The sequence below is a fragment of the Stenotrophomonas thermophila genome (assembly GCF_001499715.1).
Taxonomy (GTDB): Bacteria; Pseudomonadota; Gammaproteobacteria; order Xanthomonadales; family Xanthomonadaceae; genus Stenotrophomonas; species Stenotrophomonas hibiscicola.
On the sequence record NZ_CVIW01000001.1, the window covers coordinates 195,950 to 221,239 of the forward strand.

The window sequence follows — 25,290 nt, forward strand, 5'->3', positions numbered from 1 at the left end:
GAGCATGGGCTCGGCTCTACAGCGCCGGTGCGCCGACCAGCAGCAGTTCCAGCACGAACCAACCGACAAACGCGACCAGCAGGATCACACCTTCGCCGCGGCTGATCTTCAGGTCGCCACGCAGCATCGGGTACAGCACCAGCGCGAACGCCAGCAGCGCCGGCAGTTCCAGGCGCACGAACGAGGCCGGCAGCGCCAGCGGCTGCAGCACGGCCATCGCACCGATCACCAGCAGCAGGTTGACCACGCTGGAACCCAGCACGTGGCCCAGCACCATGTCGCCATGCCCGCGACGCGCGGCGGCGATGGCGGTGGCCACCTCCGGCAGTGCGGTACCGATCGCCACCGGCAGCAGGCCGACCAGCAGCGGCGTCCAACCCAGGGCGACGCCAAAGTCGGCGGCGGCGCCCACCACCAGGCGCGCGCCCCAGTACAGCGCCAACGCGGCAATCAGCACGCGCAGCACGTTCAACGGCAGGCTGGTGCGGCTCAGTGCGGACTCGGCGATGGCCACCTGCACCTCCGCGCTCTCGCTGCGACCACGGCGCAGCAGCAGGACCTGCACCACGATGAAGCCGGCCAGCAGTATGCCGCCCTCCCAACGTGCCAGGCCGCCATCAAGCCCGAACAGGATCAGCAGCACACCCGCCGCCAGCAGCGACCACCACAGCACCGTCTGCAGGCGCGCGCGCAGCAGCAGGGGCGCAGCCATGGCCGCCACGGCCAGGGTCAAGCCCAGGTTGACGATGCTGCTGCCCACCGCGTTGCCCAGTGCCAGCTCCGGTTGGCCCATCGCCAGCGCGCGCGCGTTGACTGCCAGTTCCGGCAAGGAGGTGGTCACCCCGAGCAGCAACAGCCCGGCAGTGAATGGGCTGGCCCCGAAACGCTGGGCCAGGCCGGACACGGCCTTGACGATGGAGTCCCCGCCCAGCGCCAGCAGCAGCAGGCCGAGCAGGAACCAGGCAATGGCAATGGCGATCATCGAGCACTCCCCAGCAGTGGTGGCGCGATTCTACGCTTGGCCCGAGCGCATGGCTGGGCGGTGGATCAAGGATCACCCACAGCCTTCGGCGTAATCGACCTGCGGGGTCTGGCCGACGCGCCAGGCGCTGACCCGACCATCGGCGCCGAGCGCGAAGTCGATGACCGCACCACCCTCCTGCGCCGGGCGCACGCGCAGGTGCTGGGCCTTCTCGTCGTACTTGTCAGGGCCGACATCGGCCCGCTCCGGGTACAGCACCTGCAGCTCACCCAGGGTCATGCCGACCTTGCCACCGCCCGGTGCGGTGATGGCGGCACTGCGCACGTCGTAGCGCACCAGCTTGCGGCCCTCGATCATCAGGCGCGGATCTTCGGCATCCTGCGGGCGCAGGAAGTAGCAGCCGTCGTTGCCGTCGTCAGCCGGCAGCGGCTTGCCGGCCGCATCGGTGCCCAGACCCTGCAGCGGCGTGCCGAAGCCGCTGCGGACCTCGGCGATGCCGGCCCCCAGCTTCGCACCAGCGAAGCCGTCCAGGCGGGCGGGACTGTCCTCGCGACGGTCATTGGCTGGACGGGCGGCCAGGTCGGGATCCGTCGACTGCGCGGGTCCGGTCGCCGAGGCGGTTTCCGCCGGGGTGTCGCTGCCGCTGCCGGCCGCCCCCTGCTTGTCGGAGCCAGCACTGCAGGCGGTGAGCGAAAGGAGCAACAGACCAGCAATCGGGAGGTGCTTCATCGGTGCGGTTCCCTGGCACGAAGATGGCTGCACGCTAACCCATCCGGTGTGCAGGCGCTGCATTGTCATCGCGGTTTCATCGCCTTCGTTCAGGCTCGGCGAGCACCGACCTGGCCGTCCCTTCCATGCAACCGCGCAAGACCGATCTCGCCCGAACCGCGCTGCAGGCCCACCGCGCGCCGCTGGACATGCGCCAGCGCCGGCTGCTGATCCTGTGCGACGGCCAGCGTACCGTCGCCGACCTGACCGGTCTGCTCGGCCAGGAAGCACCGGCGATGGTCATCCAGCTGGTGCAGGCGGGCTATCTGGCGACCGGCACGGCAACGGCGGCGGCACCCCCTCACACCGCTGCCGAACCGGCCAATGCGGCGCTGGTGAAGGTGCCAACGAACGCCAGCGCCACGCCGGTCGAACGTCGCCGTTCGCTGGTGGCAGCGCGCATCTACCTGCTGGGTATCCTGGAAATGCAGCGGCATCCGCAGGCAGCGGCGCTGTTCCGCGATCTGCAGCAGGCGCGTGCGGAGGATGAGGTGCTGCAGCGGCTGCAGTCGGCGATGCAGCTGCTGCCCGCGCTGACTTCGGATGGCTATTGCCAGCGCGTGCGCCAGCACCTGCTGGAGGCGTTGCCGCTGGAGCATTGCGACGCCTTCGCCGAGGTGGCGTAAGCGCGGGTTCCGGCGCATCGTGCCGACCAACGGTCGGCACCCACCACGCTAGCGGGACGACCGGAAATTGTTGCGCAGGCCGTTCCAGCACTGCTGGTAGTCGCCCTGGCGGTGGCCTGCGGCCAGTGCCTGTGCGGTCGGGCGGATCACCGCGCGGGTCTCGAACATGAAGGCCATCGTGTCCTTGATCACATCGGCCTTTGAAAGGTCGGCATTGGACGCCTTGTCGAAGGTCGGTGCATCCGGGCCGTGGCCGCTCATGCAGTTGTGCAGCGACGCGCCGCCCGGCACGAAGCCTTCGGCCTTGGCGTCGTAGGCGCCATGCACCAGGCCCATGAACTCGCTGGCGATGTTGCGGTGGAACCACGGCGGACGGAAGGTGTTCTGCGCCACCAGCCAGCGCGGCGGGAAGATCGCGAAGTCCATGTTGCTGGTGCCCGGGGTGTCGCTGGGCGAATGCAGCACCAGGAAGATCGACGGATCCGGGTGGTCGTAGCTGACCGAACCGATGGTGTTGAAGCGACGCAGGTCGTAGCGGTACGGCGCGTAATTGCCGTGCCAGGCCACCACGTCCAGCGGCGAATGGTCGATCGGTGCACGCCACAGGCGACCCTCGAACTTGGCGATCAGTTCGAAGTCGCCATCCACATCCTCGAACGCCGCGTGCGGGGTTTCGAAGTCGCGCGGATTGGCCAGGCCGTTGGATCCGATCGGGCCGAGGTCGGGCAGCTTCAGCAGCGCACCGTAGTTCTCGCAGATGTAGCCACGGCTCGGGCCATCGGGCAGTTCAACGCGGAAGCGCACGCCGCGCGGGATCACCGCGATCTGCTGCGGCTCGATCTCGATCACGCCCAGCTCGGTCAGCAGGCGCAGCGCGCCCAGCTGCGGCACGACCAGCATCTCGCCGTCGGCGTTGTAGAAGTAGCGGCCCACCATGTCGCGGTTGGCAGCGTATAGGTGGATGCCCACGCCGGCATGCGCATCGGGCGAGCCGTTGCCACCCATCGTGTACAGGCCTTCGACAAAATCTGTCGGCAGCTCCGGCAGCGGCAGCGGGCTCCAGCGCAGCTGGTTTGGCGAGGCCGGCTGAGCGCCGAAATCACACTGCAGCTGCGACTGCGCGAACGGGGTGAACTCGCCATGGGTCACCGCCGGGCGGATCCGGTACAGCCAGCTGCGGCGGTTGCTGCCACGCGGCGCGGTGAAGGCGGTGCCGGTCAACTGTTCGGCGTACAGGCCGTGGGCCACCTTCTGCGGTGAGTTCTGCCCGACCGGCAGCGCGCCGGCGACGGCCTCGGTGGCGAATTCGTTGCCGAAGCCGGACTGGTAGCCGCGGGCGGTGATGGCGGGGGACATGGGAACTCCAGAGATTGCCGGCCGGCGGCCGGCACTACCATTCGGACAGGCAATGTCGACCGGAAGCCGACATTGCCTGCAGACCTTACAGCACGCCGCGGCGGATCTGGTCGCGCTCGATGCTCTCGAACAGCGCGGTGAAGTTGCCTTCGCCGAAGCCTTCGTTGCCCTTGCGCTGGATGATCTCGAAGAAGATCGGGCCGATGCAGTTCTGGGTGAAGATCTGCAGCAGCTTGCGCTGGTGGGTTTCCGGATCGGCATCGATCAGGATCTTGTTCTTGGCCAGGCGCGGCACGTCTTCACCGTGGTTCGGCACGCGCTGGTCGATCACCTCGAAGTAGGTCTCCGGCGTATCCAGGAAGTCCACGCCCTGCGCGCGCATCGCTTCGACGGTCTCGTAGATGTTCTCGGTGAAGCAGGCGATGTGCTGGATGCCCTCGCCCTTGTACGCGTCCAGGTACTCGTTGATCTGGCTCTTCGGGTCCGAAGATTCGTTCAGCGGAATGCGCACGATGCCATCGGGCGCGGTCATCGCCTTGGACACCAGGCCGGTCTTCAGGCCCTTGATGTCGAAGTAGCGGATCTCGCGGAAGTTGAACAGACGCTCGTAGTAATCCGACCACTGCTGCATGTTGCCGAAGTACAGGTTGTGGGTCAGGTGGTCGATGAAGGTCAGGCCGAAGCCGACCGGGTGCAGGTCGGCGCCGGCGATCGGCTCGTAGTCGCCGTCGTAGATGCTGCCGGCCGCGCCGTAGCGGTCGACCAGGTACAGCATGCAATCGCCGATGCCCTTGATGACCGGGGCGCTGACCGCCTTGCTGTCCGGCTTGAAGGCGATGGCTTCGGCACCGTTGCCCAGCGCGGTCTGGTAGACCTCCTGGCCCGGCTTCTTGAAGCGGATGGCGAAGCCGCACGCGCAGGGACCGTGCTTTTCGGCGAAGTCGGCGGCGAACGAATCGGGGTCTTCATTGACCAGGAAGTTGACGTCGCCCTGGCGATAGACGGTAATCGGACGCTGCTTGTGCTTGAGCACCGCGCTGAAGCCCATCTTCCGGAAGTACTCGTGCAGCTCCTGGCCACGGCCGGCCGGGGCGGCGAATTCGACGAACTCGAAGCCGTCGATGCCCATCGGGTTCTCGAAGGTGGTGACCTGCATGCCGGGGTTGGGGTGCGAGGCGGTCGGGACTGCGGTATTCATGGCGTGGCTCCGAATCGGTACCGCATCGGTACAAACCAGGTGCGGGCAGGTAGGGACCCGGCGAGAATGCAGGGTCTGGACCCACCCCTTATAGTTACACTTGAAACCACCAGCAAGGTGCACCGCAACATGAGCCCCGATCCCGCCTCGACCCGCCTGCGTGCCTCGCACGTCCTGCTCGACCTGGAACAGTTCCTGCCGTACCGGCTGAGCGTGCTGTCCAACCGGGTCAGCGGCAACATCGCCAAGCTATACGGCGATCGTTACGGTCTGGCGATCCCCGAGTGGCGGGTCATCACCATCCTGGCGCTGTACCCGGGTTCCTCGGCCAGCGAGGTCTCCGACCGCACGGCGATGGACAAGGTGGCGGTCAGCCGCGCCGTGGCCCGCCTGCTGGAGCGCGGCTTCATCAAGCGCGAGACCCACGGCGATGACCGCCGCCGCTCGGTGCTGGCGCTGTCCGCGGCCGGCTTCGAGGTGTACGAAACCATCGCACCGATGGTGATCGAGATCACCCGCAAGCTGATGTCGGTACTGAGCGAGGAGGAGGAACAGCTGCTGGAAAAGCTGATCCTGCGCCTGGCCGGTGACGGCCTGGAGCGGATGGGCGAAGGGGTCTGAAAGAGAAAGGGGACGGAGGGGATTAAGTCGTAATGAGCACAGATGTGCCTGAAACGACTTAATCCCCTCCGTCCCCTTTTTTCAGCTCAGGTGCTTGCGCCGCGCGTGGATCCACGGCACCGCCAGCGCCGCGATGGCACCACCGGCGAAGCCAAGTGATGCAGCAACCGTGGCCGCCTCGACCGCACCGGGCAGCGCCAGCGCCGCCGCCACCAGCAGCAGCGACGGCAGGCCGACGAAGGTGCCCAGGAAGAAATGCCAACGCGGTGACCAGGTATTGAGCTGCAGCAGGCTGACCGGTTGCCAGGCTTCGGATGCGGCCTCTTCGGCGATCTTCGCCACGGCCTTGCCCAGATCCACTTCCGGCAGCGCGCGCCCCTGCCGTGCGGTTGCCAACAGCTCGGCCACCGCCTCCACAGGCGGGAAACTGGACGGCCACGCGACCGGCGCCGGCACGCCATACGCGGTCAGCAGCGGCACGCTCAGCCACGGCGCCACCAGCGGGCGCATGCGACGGCGACCATGCACGCACCAGATCTGCGACTGGCCGTGCGCGGTGACGCTGTACAGCGCCAGTTCGTTGGCCGGCGGGTAGCCGAGCATGGTCACCCGTGACGCCAGGCTGTCCTGGCCCATCGCGCGCAGGAAACCGGGGCGGCTACGCCCTTCCTGCATCCACGCCAGGCCGAGTGCACCCACCAGATAGGCCTCGGCCACGTCCTTGCTGCCGGCGGTGGCGCGTTCGTCGCTAGCCAGGTACCAGGCCAGCGATTTCGGTTCGGCGACATCGTCCAGGCCCCAGCGGCTCTCGTCACCCAGCACATGGCGCACCGGCAGGCGCGCCGGCGCGGTTTCGCCACGTTCGCCGGGTTGCAGGAACGGCAGCACGCCCTGGATGAAGGTGGACAGTTCAATCGCGCGCACGCCATGGCCCTGCCACTCCGGTGGCAGCAGCCCGGCCAGCTGGCCATCGGCGGCCAGTGCATCGAGCCGCGATTTCTGCTCGACCAGTTTCTGCACCGCACCCTTCAGCACCACGTTATCGGGCAGCGCGATCTGCGGCAGGCGATGGCGCGGCGGTGCCAGGTCGACGGTGGCCTCGCCGGTTCCTGTGTCATCCAGCAGCGCCTCCTGCGGCGGCAGGGTCACGCCCTCGCCTGCTCCACCCTCGGCCAGCTCACTGGCGGGTCCGGGCAATCGTTCGGCGTGGTCGCTGTGCATGGGCGTTCCGGAAGGTTGCATCGACGGGATGTCGACTGAGGTCCTTGCCGGTAGCGGCGAGCGCGGTGCGATATTGAGATGCCGATTCCGGGAATGTGACCGCAACCACAGTAGATCCACGCCATGCGTGGATGCACTTCTGTGCCGACCAACGGTCGGCACCCACCGGGGATGGCGGTCAGCGGTCGGCATCCACCAGAGCATGCCGGCCAGCGGCCGGCACTCCCCTATTCCGGTTTGTCGGGTGCCCACTGCTTGAGGAACGCGGTCACGCGCGCAGGCTGGAACGCCTCGCCCCTGCGCAGCTCAGCGGTCGCCTGCGACACCAGCAGGCCACCATCGGCGTCCAGCACCAGCAGATGCGGATAGTCGCGTTCCATCACCGGGAACTGGGCAAGGAACGCGGTGTTGGGCTGCTCGTCGCTGGCGTTGACCTTCACCCACACGTAGTGGGCATCGCGGAAGCGACGCAGGTCGCCGTTGCCTTCCACCACATCGTCCAGCGCCCGGCAGCGCTCACAGGCGGCGTTGCCGATCTCCAGCAGGATGCGCTTCTTGCCCCGCTGGGCTTCCACCTTGGCGGTGGCCAGGTCATCGGCGGGGTTGCGGGCCGGGTCGAACTGCGCACCGAGCCCGGCGATGGCGGCGATGTCCGCCGCCACCGGGGTGTTGCCCGAGGCCACCGGTTCGCTGGGATCAGCGACCGGTGGCTCGGTGGGTCGGGTATCCAGGGGCTGCGTGGGCTCGGCGGTCGCAGGCGGTTGCGGTTGGGAACAGGCGCCGATCAGCGCCGCACAGACCACCACTACCGCAGTACCGAGCTTGCTACGCATGCCTTCTACCCTCTCATCATTACTTGACGCCGTGCATCAGCTTGTTGATCAGCGGGGCGATCAGGAACAGCACCACGCCGGAGCCGATCAGGGCCCAGAACCCGAAGGTATACCCCTTCAGGGCCGACTCGACCGTCATGCCGCCTTCACCACTGACCACGCCAGCGAAGATGCCCGACAGGTTGTTGCCGATGCCGGTGGACAGGAACCAGCCGCCCATGCCGAAGCCGACCAGGCGCACCGGGGCCAGCTTGGTCACCATCGACAGGCCGATCGGCGACAGGCACAGCTCACCCACCGACTGGATGACGTAGACCATGAACAGGGTCCAGAACGGGATCTTGCCGTCCACCACCATCTGCGACAGGGCGAACATCAGCAGCGCGAAGGCGGCGCCGTTGAACAGCAGGCCCAGGCCGAACTTGCGCGGGATGGACGGATTGGCGCGGCCCATGGCGACCCAGATCCAGGCGATCACCGGGGCCAGGGTGATGATCGCCACCGAGTTGACCGACTGGAACCACGCGGTCGGGAAGGTCCAGCTGCCGAACTGGCGGTTGACGATGTTCTCGGCCAGGAAGGTGAACGAGCTGCCGGCCTGCTCGAAGAACATCCAGAACATCACGTTGAAGGCGAAGATGATCAGCATGGCGATCACGCGGTCGCGCTGCACCTTGCCTTCGCGGATGCCCTCGACCAGCAGCAGGACGGCCAGCGCGGTGAACATCGCACCCAGGATCCAGGCCAGCGCGGTGGCGCCGGTGGCCAGCAGGAAGTACGCGACCGGGATGGCGACCACGGCACCGGCCAGCACCATGATGATGCGGCCGAACCCTTCAGCGCCGGCCGGCGGTGCACCGATGCCCTTCAGGCCGGCACGACCGATGTAGAACCACACCAGCGAGATCAGCATGCCCACGCCCGAGGCGATGAACACGACCTTGTAGGACGGCATCGCATCGGTACCGAATACCTTGCGGGCCAGGTACTCGGTCAGCACCGGGGCGATCATCGCGCCGATGTTGATGCCCATGTAGAAGATGGTGAAGCCCGAATCGCGGCGCTCGTCCTTCAGCCCGTACAGCTTGCCGACCATGGTCGAGATGTTGGGCTTGAACAGGCCGTTGCCGACGATGATCGTGGCCAGGCCGAGCTTGAAGATGTGCTCCTGCGGCAGCGAGATCATGAACAGGCCGGCGGCCATGATGATCGCGCCGGTCAGGATCGAGCGCTGGTAGCCCAGTACCCGGTCGGCCACGTAGCCACCGAAGATCGCCGCGGCGTACACCAAGGCCAGGTAGGCGCCATAGATGCGGCTGGCGTCGCCTTCACCGGCAGCGCTGCCGTTGTAGAACTGGGCAACGATGTAGAGCACCAACGCCCAGCGGATGCCGTAGAACGCAAAGCGTTCCCAGAACTCGGTCATGAACAGCATCCACAGCGGGCGCGGGTGGCCCAGCGTGGTCTTGAAGTCCGGCAGTGCCGGCTCTGGGGTGTTCGCAGTGGCGTTTACGCTCATGCGGATTTCCTGGTTCGGTGGATGACGAGCACGTCCGCTGTGCAGTTGAAGCAACGCGCGAGGATCACCGACTTCTGGCGTTCACGTCAAATACACGCCGTTTGAGGCAGGTGGCAGCCTGCTCCCTGAACTTGCATCTGAAACGATCCAGCCGCCGGCTGGGGTCCAAGCTGAATGGGGATCAACCCAGCGCTGTCGGGGGCGCGGCCTGCAGGCTGGTGCGCACTTGGAACAGCTCGGGGAAGAAGGTCAGCTCCAGTGCCTTGGCCAGGAAGCCCACGCCGGACGAGCCACCGGTGCCGCGCTTGAAGCCGATCACCCGCATCACCGTGCGCATGTGGCGGAAGCGCCACAGCTGGAAGGCGGTCTCCAGGTCCACCAGGTCCTCGCACAGCGCGTACTCGCGCCAGTAGCGGTCGGTGTCCTGGTAGATGCGTTCGAAGACCGGCTGCAATGCGTCGTCAGCCACGTGCGGCTGGGTCCAGTCGTGGGCCTCGTAGACCGCCGGCACGGCATGGCCGAAGCGGGCCAGGTACTTCAGGAACTCCTCGTACAGGCTCGGCGCCTCCAGCACGGTGCGCAGCTGCGCCTGCCCGGCCGGGTCATGCTCGAACACCTGCAGCATCTGCGCGTTCTTGTTGCCCAGCAGGAACTCGATGTAGCGGTACTGCAGCGACTGGAAGCCCGAAGACGGGCCCAGCACGTCGCGGAAGCCCATGTACTCGGACGGGGTCAGCGTTTCCAGCACCGACCACTGCTCGGTCAGCTGGCGCAGCACCTGCTTGCTGCGCGCCAGCACCTTGCGGCACTGCCAGACTTCATCGCGCTGCAGGAAGCCGATTGCGGCACGCAGCTCATGGCCCAGCAGCTTCAGCCACAGCTCCGAGGTCTGGTGCTGGATGATGAAGAGCATCTCGTCATGGTGCGGCGGGCTGGACAGCGGCTGCTGCGCGCTGAGCAGCTGGTCCAGCCGCAGGTAGCCGCCGTAGGTCAGGCGTCCCTGCAGGTCGGTGTGGATGCCGGCTTCGAGATCGCGTTGGTTGTTGTCGACGGACATGGGCGGGACCAGATCGGGGGCGGCAAGGGTAGCGCGTTGCCGCCGCGCTGGCAGCCGCCGGGTCCATACCGGAGCGTGCGGTTGGCCGTGGAGCATCGGCCGATCCCGGGCCTGCGCGTGGAACCGTCCAGGCCGTTGTACTGGCGGTCAGCCAGAGGCGTATTCTGATGCTTTGCAGCAACGACTGAATACGTTGTTGTTATTGGCCCCCCACCCGCCGGCAGGGGTAAAACGGGGAATCCCCGTGTTGCGGCGCAGGAAGGCTATTCCGTACGCGTTCCTTAACATGGCGATTCATATCATTTGTAACTTCTCTGTCGAAGGTGCAGTACGCAATGACGGTTGCCGCTGAATTCAAGATCGAATACCTGCAGTACCTGGACACGGACGGCGCGCTCGTCCGTGACGACCTGCCCGCGTCGCTGCGCGACCCCAAGGTCCTGGTGCCGCTGTTCAAGCAGATGCTGTTCGTACGCACGTTCGACAGCAAATCCATCGCGCTGCAGCGCACCGGCAAGCTGGGCACCTATGCCGCCTGCCTGGGCCATGAAGCCGCGCACGTGGGTATCGGCGCGGCGATGCAGAAGGACGACGTGTTCGCGCCTTCGTACCGCGAGTATGGCGCGATGTTCATGCGTGGCGTGCGCCCGCACGACGTGCTGATGTACTGGGGCGGCGACGAACGCGGCAACGATTACGGCGGCAACGCGGCCAAGGACTTCCCGTTCTGCGTGCCGATCTCCACCCAGTGCCTGCATGCCGCAGGCGCGGCGCTGAAGTTCAAGCTCAACAAGGAACCGCAGATCGCGGTGGCGGTGTGCGGCGACGGCGGCAGCTCCAAGACCGACTTCTACGCAGCACTAAATTCGGCCGGCGCCTACAAGCTCCCGCTGATCCTGTGCATCGTCAACAACGGTTGGGCCATCTCGGTGCCGCGTTCGGCCCAGACCGGTGCCGAAACACTGGCGCAGAAGGGCCTGGCCGGTGGCCTGCACTGCCTGCAGGTGGACGGCAACGACCTGATCGCGGTGCTGGCGGCAATGGAGCAGGCGCGCGAACGTGCGCTGGCCGGCGACGGCGGCACCGTGCTGGAACTGATGACCTACCGCCTGTCCGACCACACCACCGCCGATGACGCGCGCCGCTACCGCGACGACGCTGAAGTGAAGGATGCCTGGCAGCGCGAGCCGATGCTGCGCCTGCGCAAGTACCTGATCAACGCCGGTGTGTGGAGCGAAGACGAAGAGACCGCCTGGGTCGCCGAGTGCGGCAAGCGCGTGGACGAGGAAGTGAACCTGTACCTCAACACGCCGGTGCAGCCGGTCGAGGCGATGTTCGACTTCCTGTATGCCGATCCGCCGCCGGACCTGCTGGCCCAGCGTGCCCAGGCGATCGCCCTGGAGAAGCGCCATGGATGAGATCAAGAACGGCGCGCCCGGCGCGCACACCAACGCCGCCGACAGCGCTGCGGTCGCGCGCGGAGAAGAGAGCATGACCACCACCCCGATCACCCTCATCGAAGCCATCACCCAGGCGCTGGCCTGGGAGCTGGAACACGATCCGTCGGTGCTGGTGCTGGGCGAGGACGTGGGCGTCAACGGCGGCGTGTTCCGCGCTACTGCCGGCCTGCAGCAGCGCTTCGGCTCGGACCGCATCCTCGACACCCCGCTGGACGAAACCACCATCGCCGGCCTGACCATCGGCCTGGCCGCACAAGGCATGAAGCCGGTGGCCGAAGCCCAGTTCGATGGCTTCATGTACCCGATGGTCGACCATATCGTCTGCCACGCCGCACGCCTGCGTTACCGCACGCGTGGCCGCCTGCACTGCCCGATGGTGCTGCGCGTGCCGTGGGGCGGTGGCATCCGCGCGCCGGAACACCACAGCGAAGCCAACGAGGCGATCTTCACCAACGTGCCGGGCCTGCGCGTGGTGCTGCCGTCGTCGCCGCAGCGTGCGTACGGCCTGCTGCTGGCCGCGATCCGCGAGCCGGATCCGGTGATCTACATGGAGCCCAAGCGCATCTACCGCCAGTACAAGGAAGTGGTCGTCAACGACGGCGAAGCCTTGCCGCTGGACGTCTGCTTCGTGCTGCGCGACGGCACCGACGTGACCCTGGTGACCTGGGGTGCGCAGGTGAAGGAAGCGCTGGAAGCGGCCGACAAGCTGGCCGGCGAAGGCATCAGTGCCGAAGTCATCGACGTGGCCACGCTGCGTCCGCTGGACTTCGCCACCATCGCCGAATCGGTGGCCAAGACCGGCCGCTGCGTGATCGTGCAGGAGGCCCCGAAAACCGCGGGCTTCGGCGCCGAGATCGCCGCGCGCCTGGCCGAGGAATCGATCTACGACCTGCTGGCCCCGGTCGAGCGCGTTACTGGCTACGACACCCACATTCCGCTGTTCCGCCTGGAAATGAAGTACCTGCCGAGCGTTGAGCGGATCGTGGCTGCGGCCAAGCGCGCGGTGGCGGCCGGCTGACATGCGGGCCCGCCTTCTGGGGGCTTACCGCAGCCAGTATCCCAACCCGCTCCGGTTCCACACCGGCCAGATCGTCGAAGTAGGTGTGCGTGACGAGGAATGGCCGGCGTTTGCCTGGGTACGCACCAACGATGGGCGCGCTGGATGGGCGCCCATCGCCTGGTTGCAGCTGCTGGACGAGGGTCGCGCCGAAGCGCTGTGCGACTACGACGCCCGCGAGCTGGATGTGGAAAGCGGCGAGATGGTGAAGCTTCATCACGAACACGGCGGGTGGTGGTGGTCCGAGCGCGCCAATGGCGCGACGGGTTGGCTGCCGGCCCGCGAACTGGAACTGCTGGAAGAGAACTGCAAATGAGCCAGACCAAGAACTTCAACCTGCCCGACCTGGGCGAAGGCCTGCCGGACGCGACCATCGTCGAGTGGTTCGTCAAGGAAGGCGATGTGATCAAGCTGGACGAGCCGCTGGTCTCGATGGAGACCGCCAAGGCCGTGGTGGAAGTGCCCTCGCCGTTCTCCGGCAAGGTGCTGAAGCTGTCCGGCGGGGCCGGCGACATCATCCCGACCGGCTCGGTGCTGGCCAGCTTCGAACTGGACCCGAACCTGCCGCAGCGCGCCGATGGCCAGGACACCGGCCACAGCCATGGCCACGCCGCACCGGCGGCGCCGGCGGCCGCCCCGCCCCCCCCGCCGCTGCCGGCTGCGGCCGCTCCGGTTGCCGCCGAGGAGGCCAAGCCCGCCGCGGCCGAGCGCGATGATGCCGGTACCGTGGTCGGCGCCATGCAGAGCTCCAACGCCGTGCATGCCGAACAGGCGCTGGCCGTCGGTGGCGTCAAGGCCGTGCCGGCCGTGCGTGCGATGGCGCGCAAGCTGGGCGTGGACCTGAGCCGCGTGACCGCTACCGGGACCGATGGCGCGGTCACCATGGCCGACGTCAAGCAGGCCGCCGCCAACGGCACCGCCAAGCTCGGCGCTGCTCCGGCGCCGGTCGCTGCCGCCGCGTATGCCGCGCCGTCCCCGGCGCAGGTGTCTGCCCCGGTGCAGAGCGAAGCCCGCACCCCGCTGTCTGCCGCCGGCAAGCCGATGCGCACCCAGCCGCCGGGCGTGGTCGCCAAGGGCCAGCCGGAACCGCTGAAGGGCGTGCGCCGCAACATGGCCCGCGTGATGGCCGATGCGCACAGCAAGGTCGTGCCGACCACGCTGAACGACGACGCCGACATCCACGCCTGGCTGCCGGGCAACGACGTCACCGCCCGCTTGGTGCGCGCCATCGTCGTTGCCGCACAGAAGGTGCCGGCAATGAACGCCTGGTTCGACGGCGAAGCACTGACCCGCACCCTGCACGCGCAGGTGGACATCGGCATCGCCGTGGACACCGACGACGGCCTGTTCGTGCCGGCCCTGCGAAATGCCGACATGCTCGATGCACGCGGCATCCGCGAAGGCGTCAATCGCCTGCGCGAGCAGGTGGAATCGCGTTCGATCGCCGCCTCGGAACTGAGTGGCTACACCATCTCGCTGTCCAACTTCGGCATGTTCGCCGGCCGCTACGCGACCCCGGTCGTGGTGCCGCCGTGCGTGGCCATCGTCGGTGCCGGCCGTGCCCGCCACCAGATGACCCCGGTGATGGGCGGCGTGGAAGCGCACAAGGTGATCCCGCTGTCGGTCACCTTCGACCACCGCGCAGCCACTGGCGGTGAAGCCGCCCGCTTCCTGCGCGCGATGATGGACGACCTGGCACTGGCCAGCTGATCGGCCACCTGACCGGTGGGTGCCAACCGTTGGTTGGCGCATGAAACTGACTGGTGAGTGCCAACCTTGGTTGGCACATGAATTGGAGAAACGCCGGGCACTGCCCGGCGTTTTTTTGTGCCCGCTCCACTGTAGAGCCGAGCCCATGCTCGGCTTGCTTCATGCTTTCATCTACGCATGGCGTGGATCTACTGAAAAGCGGCCGAGCATGGGCTCGGCTCTACAGAATTCGTGCGATCAATCGCGCGCGACCAAACCCTCGGCGCGACTGTAGACACGCAGGCGGTGACCATCAGGGTCGGCACCGACGAAGGTGTGGCCGAATTCCAGTGTCACCGGTTCCAGCAGAATCCGCACGCCGAGCCCGCGCCACGCATCGTGCATCTGCTGCACGGTCTCCGGGTTGGCGACCACCATCGCCAGTTCGGCGGCACCGGCCTGCGCGGACACCGGCGGCTGCACGTCGTCGCGTTGCCACAAGCACAATGCGGCGCCATCGCCGAGCAGGAACAGGGCGAAACCGGGCGACTGCTCGACCGGTGGCTTGCCGAGAATGCCGCTGTAGAACGTGGCGCTGGTGGCGACGTCGCGCACGTACTGCAGCAGGGTGCTGGGTATGAACATGGGGAACCTCCGTTGTTGGGAGCGTTCATGGTGGAACACGCCTGCTGACATATTCTGTCAGTAGATCAAGCGAATGAAATCGATCGGGTAGAGTCGTTCGTCGTTCGAACATCTCGCGTATTTCGGGCACTTCCGCCATCGGATGGAAAAACAGGCGACCCGCTGTGATCTCGCGATATATCGCAAAGCCAAGTCATGATGGGAGCAGTCGTCGGCGATGAACCTTCGCTCGGACCAATCAAAGGGAGACTCAGTTACCAGTTGCAACAGACAGAAGTGATTTAGAGTCAAATGCAGATGGAACGCCAATTCACGTAATACACATGAAAAGGAAAGTTCATGACCACAACACGCAGTTATCTCCCGTTGTTGGCAGCCATCCTCACCGCCTCTCCCGCCCTTGCGGACGACGCCCCCAAGGATGTAGCAATACAGCACTACGCGGAAACCATGCACATAGGCACGTTCGAAGCCGCGCAACGAATGGATGCGGAACGGGCCGCAGGTAAACTCAGCGCACGGCTTCAGAGGGAGAAGCCGGAGACGTTCGCCGGCCTTTACATCGAGCACTCCCCTGAATTCAGGATCGTGGTGAGGTTCACCGGCGATGCCTCACGCCAACTTTCTGCTTACACCAAGGACCGCCTCTACGTCGCAGAAACCGCGCCACGTTCTCTCGAGCTTCTCCGCGCCACCCAAGAGGAGGTGTCCGATCAGCTCGTCAAGGCCGGCATTGATTTTGCAGCCACGGTAAACACGAAGAGCTCTATCGTAGAGGTATATGTACGTGATCCCGATGCCGTACGCGCCAGACTTTCCAAACTTCTCTCTGTCGCCGACTTCATCCACATAAAAGAGACCACAGGTTTCATAGAGCCAACAAACACCGTAGCGGGCGGGCGGCGACTGGAAGGCTACCAGCAGCAGCTCTGCACAGCCGGCTTCAACGTGGTCGAAACTGCAACTCGCGAACTAGGCTTGGCCACTGCCGGTCACTGTGACAATGACAATTATCAGCGCAATCCAACCGCTCGCATTCTGTTCAAGAGTGAACGCAACAAAGGATCTTACGACGTTCAGTGGGGTGCACAGCAGCGTGGCGGCGTCATCTTCTCCCAGTCGAACGAAATCATTGTCGATGGGGAAAAACTGACGATAACCGATGAGGCATCACTTGCCGACATGACACCAGGCACAACGGTCTGCAAGTTCGGCGTAACGACCGGTCGCACATGCGGATCCATCAAAGACGCAGAGTTCGCAGCCAACTGGAATGGGGAAGCCGGCACCTACGTCCAAGTCGTCAGCCTTGATGGAACCGTGATGAACAAAGGCGGCGATAGTGGTGGCCCCGTCTATGCCGGCAACTCGGCCTACGGCCTTGTTCATGGCAGGGGAAACGACGGCTCTCCTTGGGCGAATGACCTTTTCTTCATGCCCATAGAGAGGATGTCCACCCTGGGCGTGGCTACCTTGACGAAGCCATTTCAGCTGGACAGCGTTCCGAACGTGTCTGGAACAGGCGCCAGTGTTACTGCCAAGATGAACTTCAGTGGGATCCGAGGTTTCCGGTATATATCAACCTCGAGATCTTGACTTGTCCTGCCGGATGGATCTGCAGCGGTAGCCGCGCCAAAGTCGACAGGAACATCCCATCCCCCATCACCTTCACTTGGGGTTGTACACCAAGTGAACTTGGTGAACCTCAAGTTTCGAGAGTCAGGACATTCTTGGAAGATGCGTCGGGCCTCGTAACCCAAGCCATAGAGTCGACGATTACCTGTACCACCCCGGCCTCCCCCGGCACATAGCCCACCAGCTGTGTAAGCCCACCGCGTTGACGCACAGCGCCATTCCTCGATGTGGTTACGAGCGGTCCAACCAGTCCGGCGCGATGCCCTGCGCCTTCTGCCAGCGCCGCAGCAGCGTGGCGCGCGGCACGAGGTAGCGATCCTCCAGCACGCGCACCTGGCGGATGCGGTCCAGGCGGAAATGGCGGAAGTCCTCGCGGCCTTCGCACCACGCCGCCAGCATCGGCACTTCATCGAAGTAGCCCAGCGCGAACGGCCAGACAATGCGCTCGGTACGTTGGCCCTGCGCATCCTGGTAGCCGAACTGCAGGCGTTGTTGCGCGCTCACCGCTTCGCGCACAGCCTGCAGGCGTGCAGCAGGTACCTTGGCCGCAGCGCGCGAAGGGCCAACGCGCAGGCCGCTATCACGCAAGGCTTCCCGGCGTGCTGCGGGCAGCACATGCGCGATACGCGCCAAAGCATCACGCGCGGCCTCAGCCAGCGCCGGCTCGGTGCGGGCCGCAACCCAGCGCAGGCCAAGCACCAGTGCATCGATCTCGGCGGGCGGCAGGGTCATCGGCGGCAGGGTATCGCTCGGCGCCAGCTGGTAGCCGACGCCGGCCTCACCACGCAGGTCGGCGCCTTGCTCGCGCAGGGTCTCGATATCGCGATACAGCGTGCGCAGGCTGATGCCCAGCGCTTCGGCCAGCACCTGCCCGGCCACCGGCCGCCGATGGCGGCGCAGCAGCTGTTGAAGCTGGGTCAGACGCAGCGCACGCGACATCAGCCGGCCAGCGCGCTCGATGCCACCACGTGTTCACCCGGTTGCGGGGCAAGTGCGGCCTCGACCAGTGCCTTGGCAATTTCGCTGGCCGGATTGATCCGCCACGCCCGTGGCAGTACTGGCCCCAGTGCGCCGAGTACCGTCAATGCGAAACGCTCGCCGCGACGCACCTCGTTGCGCTCACCCCCGATCAGCCCTGGGCGGACCAGGGTCAACGAGTTGAAGCCCTGCGCACGCAGGTCACGCTCCAGCTCGCCCTTCACCCGGCTGTAGAAGATCGACGACTGCGGGTTGGCACCGGCTGCGGAATTCAGCACATAGGTCTGCGCCCCCCGTGCCTGCGCCAGGCGGGCGAACGCCAGCGGGTAGTCATGGTCGATGCGATGGAAGGCCTCGCGGCTGCCGGCCTGGGCAATGGTGCTGCCGAGCGCGCAGATGACCGCGTCCACGCGCGCCCACTCGGCTGCGGCTGGCAACGCATCGAAGGCCAGCACCGGATTCTCCAGCTTGGCGTGGGCCACAGCCAACGGGCGGCGGGTCGGGGCAACCACGGCGCCGCAGCGCGGGTCGTCCAGCAGCCTGCGCAGGGTCAGCCCACCGACCAGGCCGGTCGCCCCCAGCAACATCACGCGCATCACCACCTCCACTGCGGCATCCTGTCGCCCATCCTAGCCGTTCAAGCCCTCGGCGGCCGCGCCGATATGCTGGAACCAGTCCCTGCCAGCCCCAGGATTCGCTCCATGACGGACCAGCCCGACCACCGCCCTGCCCCCGGTACCGCCCTTGGGCCGCCGGCACGCGTGCGCGCGGTGGTGGACGGGCGGGGTGACCGCGTGGTGCTGCAGGGCGGCGGTGGCGTGGCGCTGCAGCAGCTGTTCGCGGGCGCCGATGCGCCGGAACCGCTGCTGGCGGCGTTCGCCAACGGCATGGCCACCCTGCCCGGCGAACTGGGCGACATGGGCGACCGCCTGCAGTCCGCACAGGCCAGCGCCGATTGGCCGCGCTATGGGCGCGCGATGCGGCAGCTGATCGACAAGTACATCCGCACCATCGAGCAGCATTCGCCGGACGGGCAGCCGGAAAGCCTGCGCCTGTCCGAGCAGTTGCGGCTGCTGCTGGGCGGTGCGGTGGTGGCCCTGCTGCAGCACGACCCGGACCTGCGCGAGCAGGCGCAGGCGCTGGCCCTGCGCCTGCGCCAATGGCAGCCGGGCACGGCCCTGGAACCAATCGAACAGGGCGTGCGCGAACTCGGGCACCAGGTCGGCGTGCGTGCCGAGAGCTGGCAGGAGCAGCAGGCGCTGCTGCTGGAGCTGTTCGCGCTGCTGTTGGAAAACGTGAGCGAGCTGCTGGACGACCGCAGCTGGCTGCAGGGCCAGATCGCGGCGGTGCGCCAGCTACTGGACGGGCCGCTGGAAGCCGAGGCAGTCGAGCGCACCCGTGCCGAACTGCGCGAAGTGATCTACAAGCAGGGCCTGCTGCGCCAGGGCATCGACGATTCGAAGGCGGCGATGCGCGGGTTGATGGGCGAGTTCATCGAGCGCATGGATGGCATGGCCACCAGCACCGGCGAATACCACGACCGCATCGGCAGCTACGCCCTGCAGCTGCGCAAGGCACGCAGCATCGCCGACCTCAACCAGCTGCTGCAGGAGGTGATGCGCGATACCGGCAAGGTGCAGCAGCAGGCCGCGCAGGCCCGCGATCACCTGGCCAATGCACGGCAGGCAGTGGAACGCGCCGAACAGCGCATTGCCGAGCTGGAGCAGGAACTGCGTGCCGCCGGTGACCTGGCGCGCATCGATCCGCTGACCCAGGCGCTGAACCGCCGCGGCCTGGATGAACTGCTGCAGCGTGAACTGGCGCGTGCCGCGCGCAACAACTCACCGCTGGGCGTAGCGGTGATCGATCTGGATGATTTCCACCTGACCAACGAGGCGCACGGTCACGCGGGTGGCGATGCTTTGCTGCAGCACCTGGTGGCCGTGTGCAAGCTGCTGCTGCGCGCCACCGACGGCATCGCACGGTTGGGCGGCGACGAGTTCGTTCTGGTACTGCCGGAAACCCAGGGCGCCGACAGCATGGCCACCGTGCAGCGCCTGCAGCGTTCGCTGGCGCATCGCGTGCTGACCGTGCAGGACCGGCGCGTGCCGGTGCACTTCAGCGCCGGGCTGGCGCAATGGCAGCCGGGCGACGATACCGAGACCCTGCTGCGCCGCGCCGATGACGCGCTGTATGCGGCCAAGCGGCAAGGCAAGAACCGGGTGCAGGCGGGCTGATGATCCAGCGCGCAGACGCTGTAGCGCCCGAGCCCATGCTCGGGCGGCGGCGCGCAGCGCCGTAGAGCAGCCGTGCGTGGGCTCGGCTCTACAGATCATTTCCCGCGCAGCTTCTGGAACCCGGTCACCGCTGCCAGCACGATGGCGCCGGCGATGATGCCGACCACCATGTTGCCCGCCGCACTGACCAGCCAGCCCCACTGGCCCTCGCCGCCCAGCGCCTGCACCGCGTGGTGCAGCGCCGGCACGTTGTGCACCAGGATGCCGCCACCGACCAGGAACATGGCGATGGTGCCGGCCACCGACAGGAACTTCATCAGCCACGGCGCCGAGGCCACCAGGCCGCGACCGAAGGCGGCCAAAGCCCCACCCTTGCGCGACAGGTACAGGCCGACGTCATCAAGCTTCACGATGCCCGCCACCAGCCCATAGACGAAGACCGTCATTGCCAGTGCAACCACGGCCAGCGTGACCAGCTGGTTGGTGAACGATGCGGTGGCGACCACCCCCAGCGTCAGCACGATGATCTCGGCCGAAAGGATGAAGTCGGTGCGGATCGCGCCTTTTACCTTGTCCTTCTCCCACGCCACCATGTCCACCTGGGTATCGGCCAGTGCCTTGCGCCGCTCGGCCTGGCGCTCGGCATCGTCATCGGAGGAATGAAGGAAGCGATGCGCCAGCTTCTCCACGCCTTCAAAACAGAGGAAGGCACCACCGATCATCATCAACGGCACGATCAGCGGCACGTTCCAGCCGCGGCTGTGCAGCCAGGCCTCCAGCGCGCTGATCGCCAATGCCGCCGGCACCAGGATCACCTTGTTCACCAGCGAGCCCTTGGCCACCGCCCACACCACCGGCAGTTCACGGTTGGCGTTGACCCCGGTGACCTGCTGCGCGTTCAGCGCCAGGTCGTCGCCCAGCACGCCGGCGGTTTTCTTCGCCGCGACCTTGGTCAGGACCGAGACATCGTCGAGGAGGGTGGCGATATCGTCGAGCAGGGCGAACAGGCTGGCACCGGCCATGGGAAGTCCAGAGAGGGAATGAGCGGATTCTGACCGATCCGGTGTGGACTGCGGAAGACGTCGGATTCACCGCGTGCCCACCGCCCCCCGGCGACACTGCGGAATCCGGACATTGCCGGCCCGTGGCCGGCGCTACCTGTCTTCGTCGCATGGGAGTTCCGCTTGAGCAATCCGCCCACCGCCAATGGCAATCCTCCGCTGGTCAAAGGTATGAACCGGCGCAGCCAGATCCTGCGCCTGCTGATGCGCTATCGCCATTCAGGGGTGTTCTCGGGCATGAACCTGGATGCCGCAGGCAATCCAGCCGACGTTCCCGCGGACGGCAACCCGGAACAGTTCGTCAGCGATCTGGAAGCTCTGGGGCCAACCTTCGTCAAGCTGGGCCAGATGCTGTCCACGCGCCCGGACATGGTGCCGGTAGAGTTCGCCACGGCGCTGGAGCGCATGCAGGAAAAGGTAGCGCCGATTCCCGTCGAGCGCATCCACGCCATCATCGAGCAGGAGCTGGGCGTAGGGGTGAACAAGCTGTTTGCCGCGTTCGACCCCGAGCCGCTGGGCTGCGCATCGATCGCGCAGGTGCATCGGGCCGTGCTGCACGACGGACGCCAGGTGGCGGTGAAGGTGCAGAAGCCTGAAGTGGCCGCACAACTTCGCTCGGACCTGGAGGCGCTGCGCAGCTTCGCGCTGGCCGCCGACCACCTGACCCAGGTGGGCCGCCGCGTGCGTCTGCGCGACTGGCTCAACGAATTCGCCAAGACCCTGATGCAGGAGCTGGACTACCACGCCGAGGCCGAGAACCTGGCCCGTTTCGGCCGGCACCTGAAGCCGTTCCGCCGCCTGTGGATACCGCAGCCGCTGTGGGACTACAGCAGCCAGCGCGTGCTGACGATGGAACTGGCCACCGGCGTGCGCGTGGATGCGATTCCCGATGTGCGCCGCACCGAACAATCGATGGACCCGCTGGCGGCCGCGCTGATCCGCGGCTACCTGGACCAGATCTTCGTGCACGGCGAGATCCACGCCGACCCGCACCCCGGCAACCTGCGGGTGATGCCCGATGGACGGCTGGCGATCTTCGACCTGGGCATGGTTGCGCACATGCCGCCGCGCCTGCGCGAGCGCTTGCTGAAGATCCTGTTCGCAGCGGTCGATGGCCGTGGCGAGGAAGTGGCTGACGACCTGATCAGCATCAGCACGCGGCTGGAGGCGTTCGACGAGGAACGTTATCTGCGCGAGACCGGCCAGTTGATCGCGCGTTACGCCGCCAGCGGCACGTTCTCCGAAGGCCGCGTGGTGCTGGACATGGTGCGCATCGCCACCGCCTGTGGCCTGCGCACGCCGCCGGAACTGAGCCTGCTCGGCAAGGCACTGCTCAACCTGGAAACCGTATGCCGCTTGCTGGCACCCGAACTGGATACCCGCCGCATCGTCGAGCGCCAGCTGCAGCATGTGATGCGTGCGCGCCTGAAAAAATCACTGTCCGCAGCCAACATCGCCAGCGAGGCGATGGAGCTGCAGCAGCTGCTGCGCGATGGGCCGCGCAAGCTGTCGGACATCATGGCGCTGCTGGCCGAGAACCGTCTGCAGATGAAGGTGACGGGCCTGGAAGAATCGCGGCTGATGGAGAACCTGCAGAAGATCGCCAACCGCGTGGCGGCCGGCATCATCAGCGCGGCATTGATCATGGCCGCCGCGATGATGATGAAGATCGACACCGGCTGGCACCTGTTCGGCTATCCGCTCATCGCCCTGATTCTGTTGTTCATCGGCGTAGTGCTCGGCCTTGGCATCGTAACCAGTGCATTGCTGTTCGACCGTCGTGCGCGGGCACGCGAAGAACGCGGGCATCGCTAGCGCATCGACAAAAACACCCGTATTCATGCAGTTTTTAATGCAATCCAGCTACCCCTTTCACGCTCGTTTTACCTTCTGAGCGCGATTACGCGCGCGTCATTTCAACAAACATTTCAGTCAGGTTCGTGCATGCACTATCGGGTCATCGGCCTGTCACATGCATGTGCTTGCGGCAGCGCCGGTCGGATGGACACGCGTCGGTACGACGTCCATCACCACCACCCCGTCACTGCCGAAGCTGCCTATGCTCTGGATACTGCTGCTGTCGTTGTTGCTGCTGTGCTGGTTGTTCCTCGCGTCCGAGAAATGGGTGTGGTGGAAGGCCAGTGCGTTCTCGCTGCTGCTGCTCATGCTCAGCGCATGGTGGCTGATCGACAAGCTGTCCGGTGATGGGCTCAACGCTGCCACCCTTTACCACCTCGGCGCCGACATGGAAGGCGCCGGTGTCTCCGACTTCAAGGGCTACATCGCCGGCTTCATCGTGCTGGCGCTGGTCTCGCTGCTGCCGCTGTTCGCCACGCGGGTGAAGCGCTGGCGCCGGCCCGGCCACGGTGGCGCGCTGTTCGCGGGCTTCGCGGCCGTGTGGGTGGCCACGATCATGATCAGCCCGCTGGCCCGCGACGGCCAACGCCTGTACCAGCAGCTGCGCCCGGTCGACTTCGCCCGCATCGCCCCCGAATACCAGGTGCCGACGCAGCCGCTGCAGCGCCCACGCAACATCGTCTGGATCTACGGCGAGAGCCTGGAGCGCACCTACCTGGACGAGAACGTGTTCCCGGGCCTGATGCCCAATCTCAACCGCCTGGCCACGAAGTCGCTGGACGTGCGCGGCCTTGCCTCGGCCGAAGGCAGCGGCTGGACCATCGCCGGCCTGGTGTCGTCGATGTGCGGCGTGCCGCTGACCACCTCGCAGGGCGATGAAAACAGCATGGACCGGATGGGCAGCTTCCTGCCCAAGGCAGTGTGCCTGGGCGACTACCTGAAGCAGCAGGGCTATACCAACCATTACCTGGGCGGGGCCAACGGCCAGTTCGCCGGCAAGGGCCAGTTCCTGGCCAGCCACGGTTTTGACGAAGTGCATGACCTCGCCTGGTTCAAGCAGCAGAAAAAGATCGGTCGCATCCACTACTCGGCCTGGGGCGTGCACGACGACGTGCTGCTGGATACCGCCTACCAGCGCTTCGAACAGCTCTCGCGCGCCGGCTCGCCGTTCATGCTCACCACGCTCACCATGGACACCCACCACCCGGCGGGCCACCTGCCGGTGTCGTGCAAGGGCGAGCGCTACCAGAGCCGGTACGGCAACATCAACATGCTCAACGCGCTCAAATGCAGTGACCGGCTGATCTCGCAGCTGGTCGAACGCATCCAGGCCAGCCCGTACGGCAAGGACACGCTGATCGTGATCGCCTCCGACCACCTGGCGATGCCCAACGATCTGACCCACATCCTGACCCGGCAGAAGCGCGAGAACCTGCTGCTGTTCCTGGGCGATGGCATTGCGCCGCAGCAGCTCAGCGCCGACGCCGGCACCACGCTGGATTCGGGTGCGACTCTGCTCAGCCTGCTGGACCCGAACCTGAAGACGATGGGCTTCGGTCGCTCGCTGATCGACCCGCAACGCGCGCCCAGCGCCAGTGTGGCCGCGCGACGCGACCAGGGTCGCGACTACCCGCAGTATCTGGCGTTCGCCCGTTCGCTGTGGCTGGGTGAACCTACGCGTGAACTGAAGATCGACGGCGACGACCAGGTGGTGGTCGGCCTGCAGCACGTGCAGCCACCGGTGCTGCTCGAGTACGACAAGGACTGGGGTTTGAAGTCGGTGTACCTGGAAAACACCTCGCGCCAGTTCGATGATGCCAACCCGGACAACACCCTGGCCTATGTCGACCGCTGCACCGCGTTCGAGGACGGCTCGGCCGACGGTGACTGGTGCGCGCTGCTGGTCAACCGCGACAACGGCATCAAGCTGTACCGCGACAACGACCTGCGCGGCGGCATCGCGGTCGATGCACCGCTGGATGCACTCCAGGGCCCGCGCCCGAGCGTGCGCCAGGCGCACATGATCACCCAGAAGGGACGCCGTACGCGTGCCGGCCAGTACATGTTGCAGCTGGTGGCGAGCACGCGCCCGGATCGCGGCTTCTGGATCGAAGCAGTGTCGTCGCAGCGCAAGGTGGTGCTGGCCCAGCAGTGGGTGCAGCCCGATGCCGACGGCAAGATCAACGTGACGTTCGGGCTGGACCACGAAGTGGATGATCTGGAGATCCGCGCGTGGTTGAACCATGCCGAGAAGCTGGCAGTGGATACGTTCGCACTGGTGCCGTCGCGCAGCCGACCGCGAGGGTAGGGTTCTTTGCAGGGCTGCGCCCTGCACCCGTTACAAACCGGGGCAACGGCAACAGCAACAGCGTGCATTCCGTGGGATGGCGGGGCGGTGTCGGAGTGCGGGGACGCCGAAAATCCGTCCCTGGAGGCTTGGCAGCCGCATCCATGCGGCTGACACCCCGCACTCCGACCCCCCCCCACCTC

Annotated in this window: 21 protein-coding genes and 1 pseudogene; 10 read left to right on the forward strand and 12 right to left on the reverse strand. The window is 66.3% G+C overall.

The annotated features are described in order from the left end of the window. Positions 1-16: 16 nt before the first annotated feature. Both BN1263_RS00910 and BN1263_RS00915 read right to left on the reverse strand, forming a co-directional pair. Positions 17-982 (reverse strand): sodium:calcium antiporter, encoded by a 966-nt coding sequence (locus BN1263_RS00910; protein ID WP_058978894.1) that lies wholly within the window; start codon positions 980-982, stop codon positions 17-19. A 72-nt stretch (positions 983-1,054) separates the two neighbouring features. Then, on the reverse strand, positions 1,055-1,711 hold the full coding sequence (locus BN1263_RS00915; RefSeq protein WP_058978896.1) for a hypothetical protein: 657 nt from the start codon (positions 1,709-1,711) through the stop codon (positions 1,055-1,057). A gap of 125 nt (positions 1,712-1,836) precedes the next feature. Here BN1263_RS00915 and BN1263_RS00920 point away from each other — a divergent pair, with 125 nt between their 5' ends. Further along, positions 1,837-2,376 carry a hypothetical protein gene (locus BN1263_RS00920; protein ID WP_058978898.1) on the forward strand — a complete coding sequence of 180 codons (540 nt, stop codon included), beginning with the start codon at positions 1,837-1,839 and terminating at the stop codon, positions 2,374-2,376. A 48-nt stretch (positions 2,377-2,424) separates the two neighbouring features. Here the strand turns inward: BN1263_RS00920 and hmgA are convergent, their stop codons facing one another. Both hmgA and hppD read right to left on the reverse strand, forming a co-directional pair. Further along, positions 2,425-3,732 (reverse strand): homogentisate 1,2-dioxygenase, encoded by a 1,308-nt coding sequence (hmgA, locus tag BN1263_RS00925; RefSeq protein WP_058978900.1) that lies wholly within the window; start codon positions 3,730-3,732, stop codon positions 2,425-2,427. 85 nt (positions 3,733-3,817) lie between these two features. Further along, on the reverse strand, positions 3,818-4,930 hold the full coding sequence (hppD, locus tag BN1263_RS00930) for a 4-hydroxyphenylpyruvate dioxygenase (RefSeq protein ID WP_186008939.1): 1,113 nt from the start codon (positions 4,928-4,930) through the stop codon (positions 3,818-3,820). Positions 4,931-5,059: 129 nt separating this feature from the next. Between hppD and BN1263_RS00935 the strand changes: the two genes are divergently transcribed. Continuing rightward, a complete protein-coding gene (locus tag BN1263_RS00935) occupies positions 5,060-5,551 on the forward strand; it encodes a MarR family winged helix-turn-helix transcriptional regulator (RefSeq protein WP_026347199.1) in 492 nt (163 codons plus the stop codon). Positions 5,552-5,632: 81 nt separating this feature from the next. On the opposite strand, the gene BN1263_RS00940 is transcribed toward BN1263_RS00935, so the two are convergent. From BN1263_RS00940 to BN1263_RS00955, 4 genes are all read right to left on the reverse strand, one after another. Next, positions 5,633-6,772 carry a hypothetical protein gene (locus tag BN1263_RS00940; protein ID WP_058978902.1) on the reverse strand — a complete coding sequence of 380 codons (1,140 nt, stop codon included), beginning with the start codon at positions 6,770-6,772 and terminating at the stop codon, positions 5,633-5,635. 227 nt (positions 6,773-6,999) lie between these two features. Continuing rightward, on the reverse strand, positions 7,000-7,605 hold the full coding sequence (locus BN1263_RS00945) for a thioredoxin family protein (protein ID WP_058978904.1): 606 nt from the start codon (positions 7,603-7,605) through the stop codon (positions 7,000-7,002). A 19-nt stretch (positions 7,606-7,624) separates the two neighbouring features. Beyond that, positions 7,625-9,124, reverse strand: a complete 1,500-nt coding sequence (locus tag BN1263_RS00950) for a peptide MFS transporter (RefSeq protein ID WP_005419890.1) — start codon at positions 9,122-9,124, stop codon at positions 7,625-7,627. Positions 9,125-9,305: 181 nt separating this feature from the next. Beyond that, positions 9,306-10,181 (reverse strand): tryptophan 2,3-dioxygenase, encoded by an 876-nt coding sequence (locus BN1263_RS00955; RefSeq protein WP_010482684.1) that lies wholly within the window; start codon positions 10,179-10,181, stop codon positions 9,306-9,308. A 335-nt stretch (positions 10,182-10,516) separates the two neighbouring features. Here BN1263_RS00955 and pdhA point away from each other — a divergent pair, with 335 nt between their 5' ends. The 4 genes from pdhA to BN1263_RS00975 are packed head-to-tail and all read left to right on the forward strand — an operon-like array spanning position 10,517 to position 14,408. Beyond that, positions 10,517-11,599, forward strand: a complete 1,083-nt coding sequence (gene pdhA, locus BN1263_RS00960; protein WP_058978906.1) for a pyruvate dehydrogenase (acetyl-transferring) E1 component subunit alpha — start codon at positions 10,517-10,519, stop codon at positions 11,597-11,599. Further along, on the forward strand, positions 11,592-12,659 hold the full coding sequence (locus BN1263_RS00965) for an alpha-ketoacid dehydrogenase subunit beta (RefSeq protein ID WP_005414714.1): 1,068 nt from the start codon (positions 11,592-11,594) through the stop codon (positions 12,657-12,659). The genes pdhA and BN1263_RS00965 overlap by 8 nt, the downstream gene beginning before the upstream one ends. A gap of 1 nt (position 12,660) precedes the next feature. Continuing rightward, entirely contained in the window at positions 12,661-13,014 is a 354-nt protein-coding gene (locus tag BN1263_RS00970; protein WP_005411349.1) for an SH3 domain-containing protein, read from the forward strand. After that, positions 13,011-14,408: a dihydrolipoamide acetyltransferase family protein gene (locus tag BN1263_RS00975; RefSeq protein ID WP_058978907.1), complete on the forward strand. Its 1,398-nt coding sequence runs from the start codon at positions 13,011-13,013 to the stop codon at positions 14,406-14,408. Before BN1263_RS00970 ends, BN1263_RS00975 begins: the two co-directional genes overlap by 4 nt. A gap of 237 nt (positions 14,409-14,645) precedes the next feature. On the opposite strand, the gene BN1263_RS00980 is transcribed toward BN1263_RS00975, so the two are convergent. Continuing rightward, entirely contained in the window at positions 14,646-15,032 is a 387-nt protein-coding gene (locus BN1263_RS00980) for a VOC family protein (RefSeq protein WP_049415490.1), read from the reverse strand. Between the two features lie 339 nt (positions 15,033-15,371). On the opposite strand from BN1263_RS00980, the gene BN1263_RS00985 reads away from it, so the two are divergent. Then, the gene (locus tag BN1263_RS00985) at positions 15,372-16,628 is read left to right on the forward strand and encodes a S1 family peptidase (RefSeq protein ID WP_260832884.1); all 1,257 of its coding nucleotides are present in this window, start codon (positions 15,372-15,374) and stop codon (positions 16,626-16,628) included. Positions 16,629-16,898: 270 nt separating this feature from the next. Here the strand turns inward: BN1263_RS00985 and BN1263_RS00990 are convergent, their stop codons facing one another. Together BN1263_RS00990 and BN1263_RS00995 are read right to left on the reverse strand one after the other, a co-directional pair. Continuing rightward, complete coding sequence (locus BN1263_RS00990; protein WP_058978908.1) at positions 16,899-17,606, reverse strand: helix-turn-helix transcriptional regulator; 708 nt, start codon at positions 17,604-17,606, stop codon at positions 16,899-16,901. Then, a complete protein-coding gene (locus tag BN1263_RS00995) occupies positions 17,606-18,241 on the reverse strand; it encodes a Rossmann-fold NAD(P)-binding domain-containing protein (protein WP_186008940.1) in 636 nt (211 codons plus the stop codon). The genes BN1263_RS00990 and BN1263_RS00995 overlap by 1 nt, the downstream gene beginning before the upstream one ends. Before the next feature lie 105 nt (positions 18,242-18,346). Between BN1263_RS00995 and BN1263_RS01000 the strand changes: the two genes are divergently transcribed. Then, positions 18,347-19,882 (forward strand): GGDEF domain-containing protein, encoded by a 1,536-nt coding sequence (locus BN1263_RS01000; protein WP_058978911.1) that lies wholly within the window; start codon positions 18,347-18,349, stop codon positions 19,880-19,882. A gap of 95 nt (positions 19,883-19,977) precedes the next feature. Here the strand turns inward: BN1263_RS01000 and BN1263_RS01005 are convergent, their stop codons facing one another. After that, on the reverse strand, positions 19,978-20,904 hold the full coding sequence (locus BN1263_RS01005) for a DUF808 domain-containing protein (protein ID WP_058978913.1): 927 nt from the start codon (positions 20,902-20,904) through the stop codon (positions 19,978-19,980). A 207-nt stretch (positions 20,905-21,111) separates the two neighbouring features. Between BN1263_RS01005 and BN1263_RS01010 the strand changes: the two are divergent. Both BN1263_RS01010 and BN1263_RS01015 read left to right on the forward strand, forming a co-directional pair. After that, positions 21,112-22,758, forward strand: a pseudogene (locus BN1263_RS01010) (ABC1 kinase family protein); the annotation flags it as partial. Between the two features lie 244 nt (positions 22,759-23,002). Continuing rightward, positions 23,003-25,108: a phosphoglycerol transferase I gene (locus BN1263_RS01015; protein WP_058979298.1), complete on the forward strand. Its 2,106-nt coding sequence runs from the start codon at positions 23,003-23,005 to the stop codon at positions 25,106-25,108. The last annotated feature ends 182 nt before the right edge of the window (positions 25,109-25,290 follow it).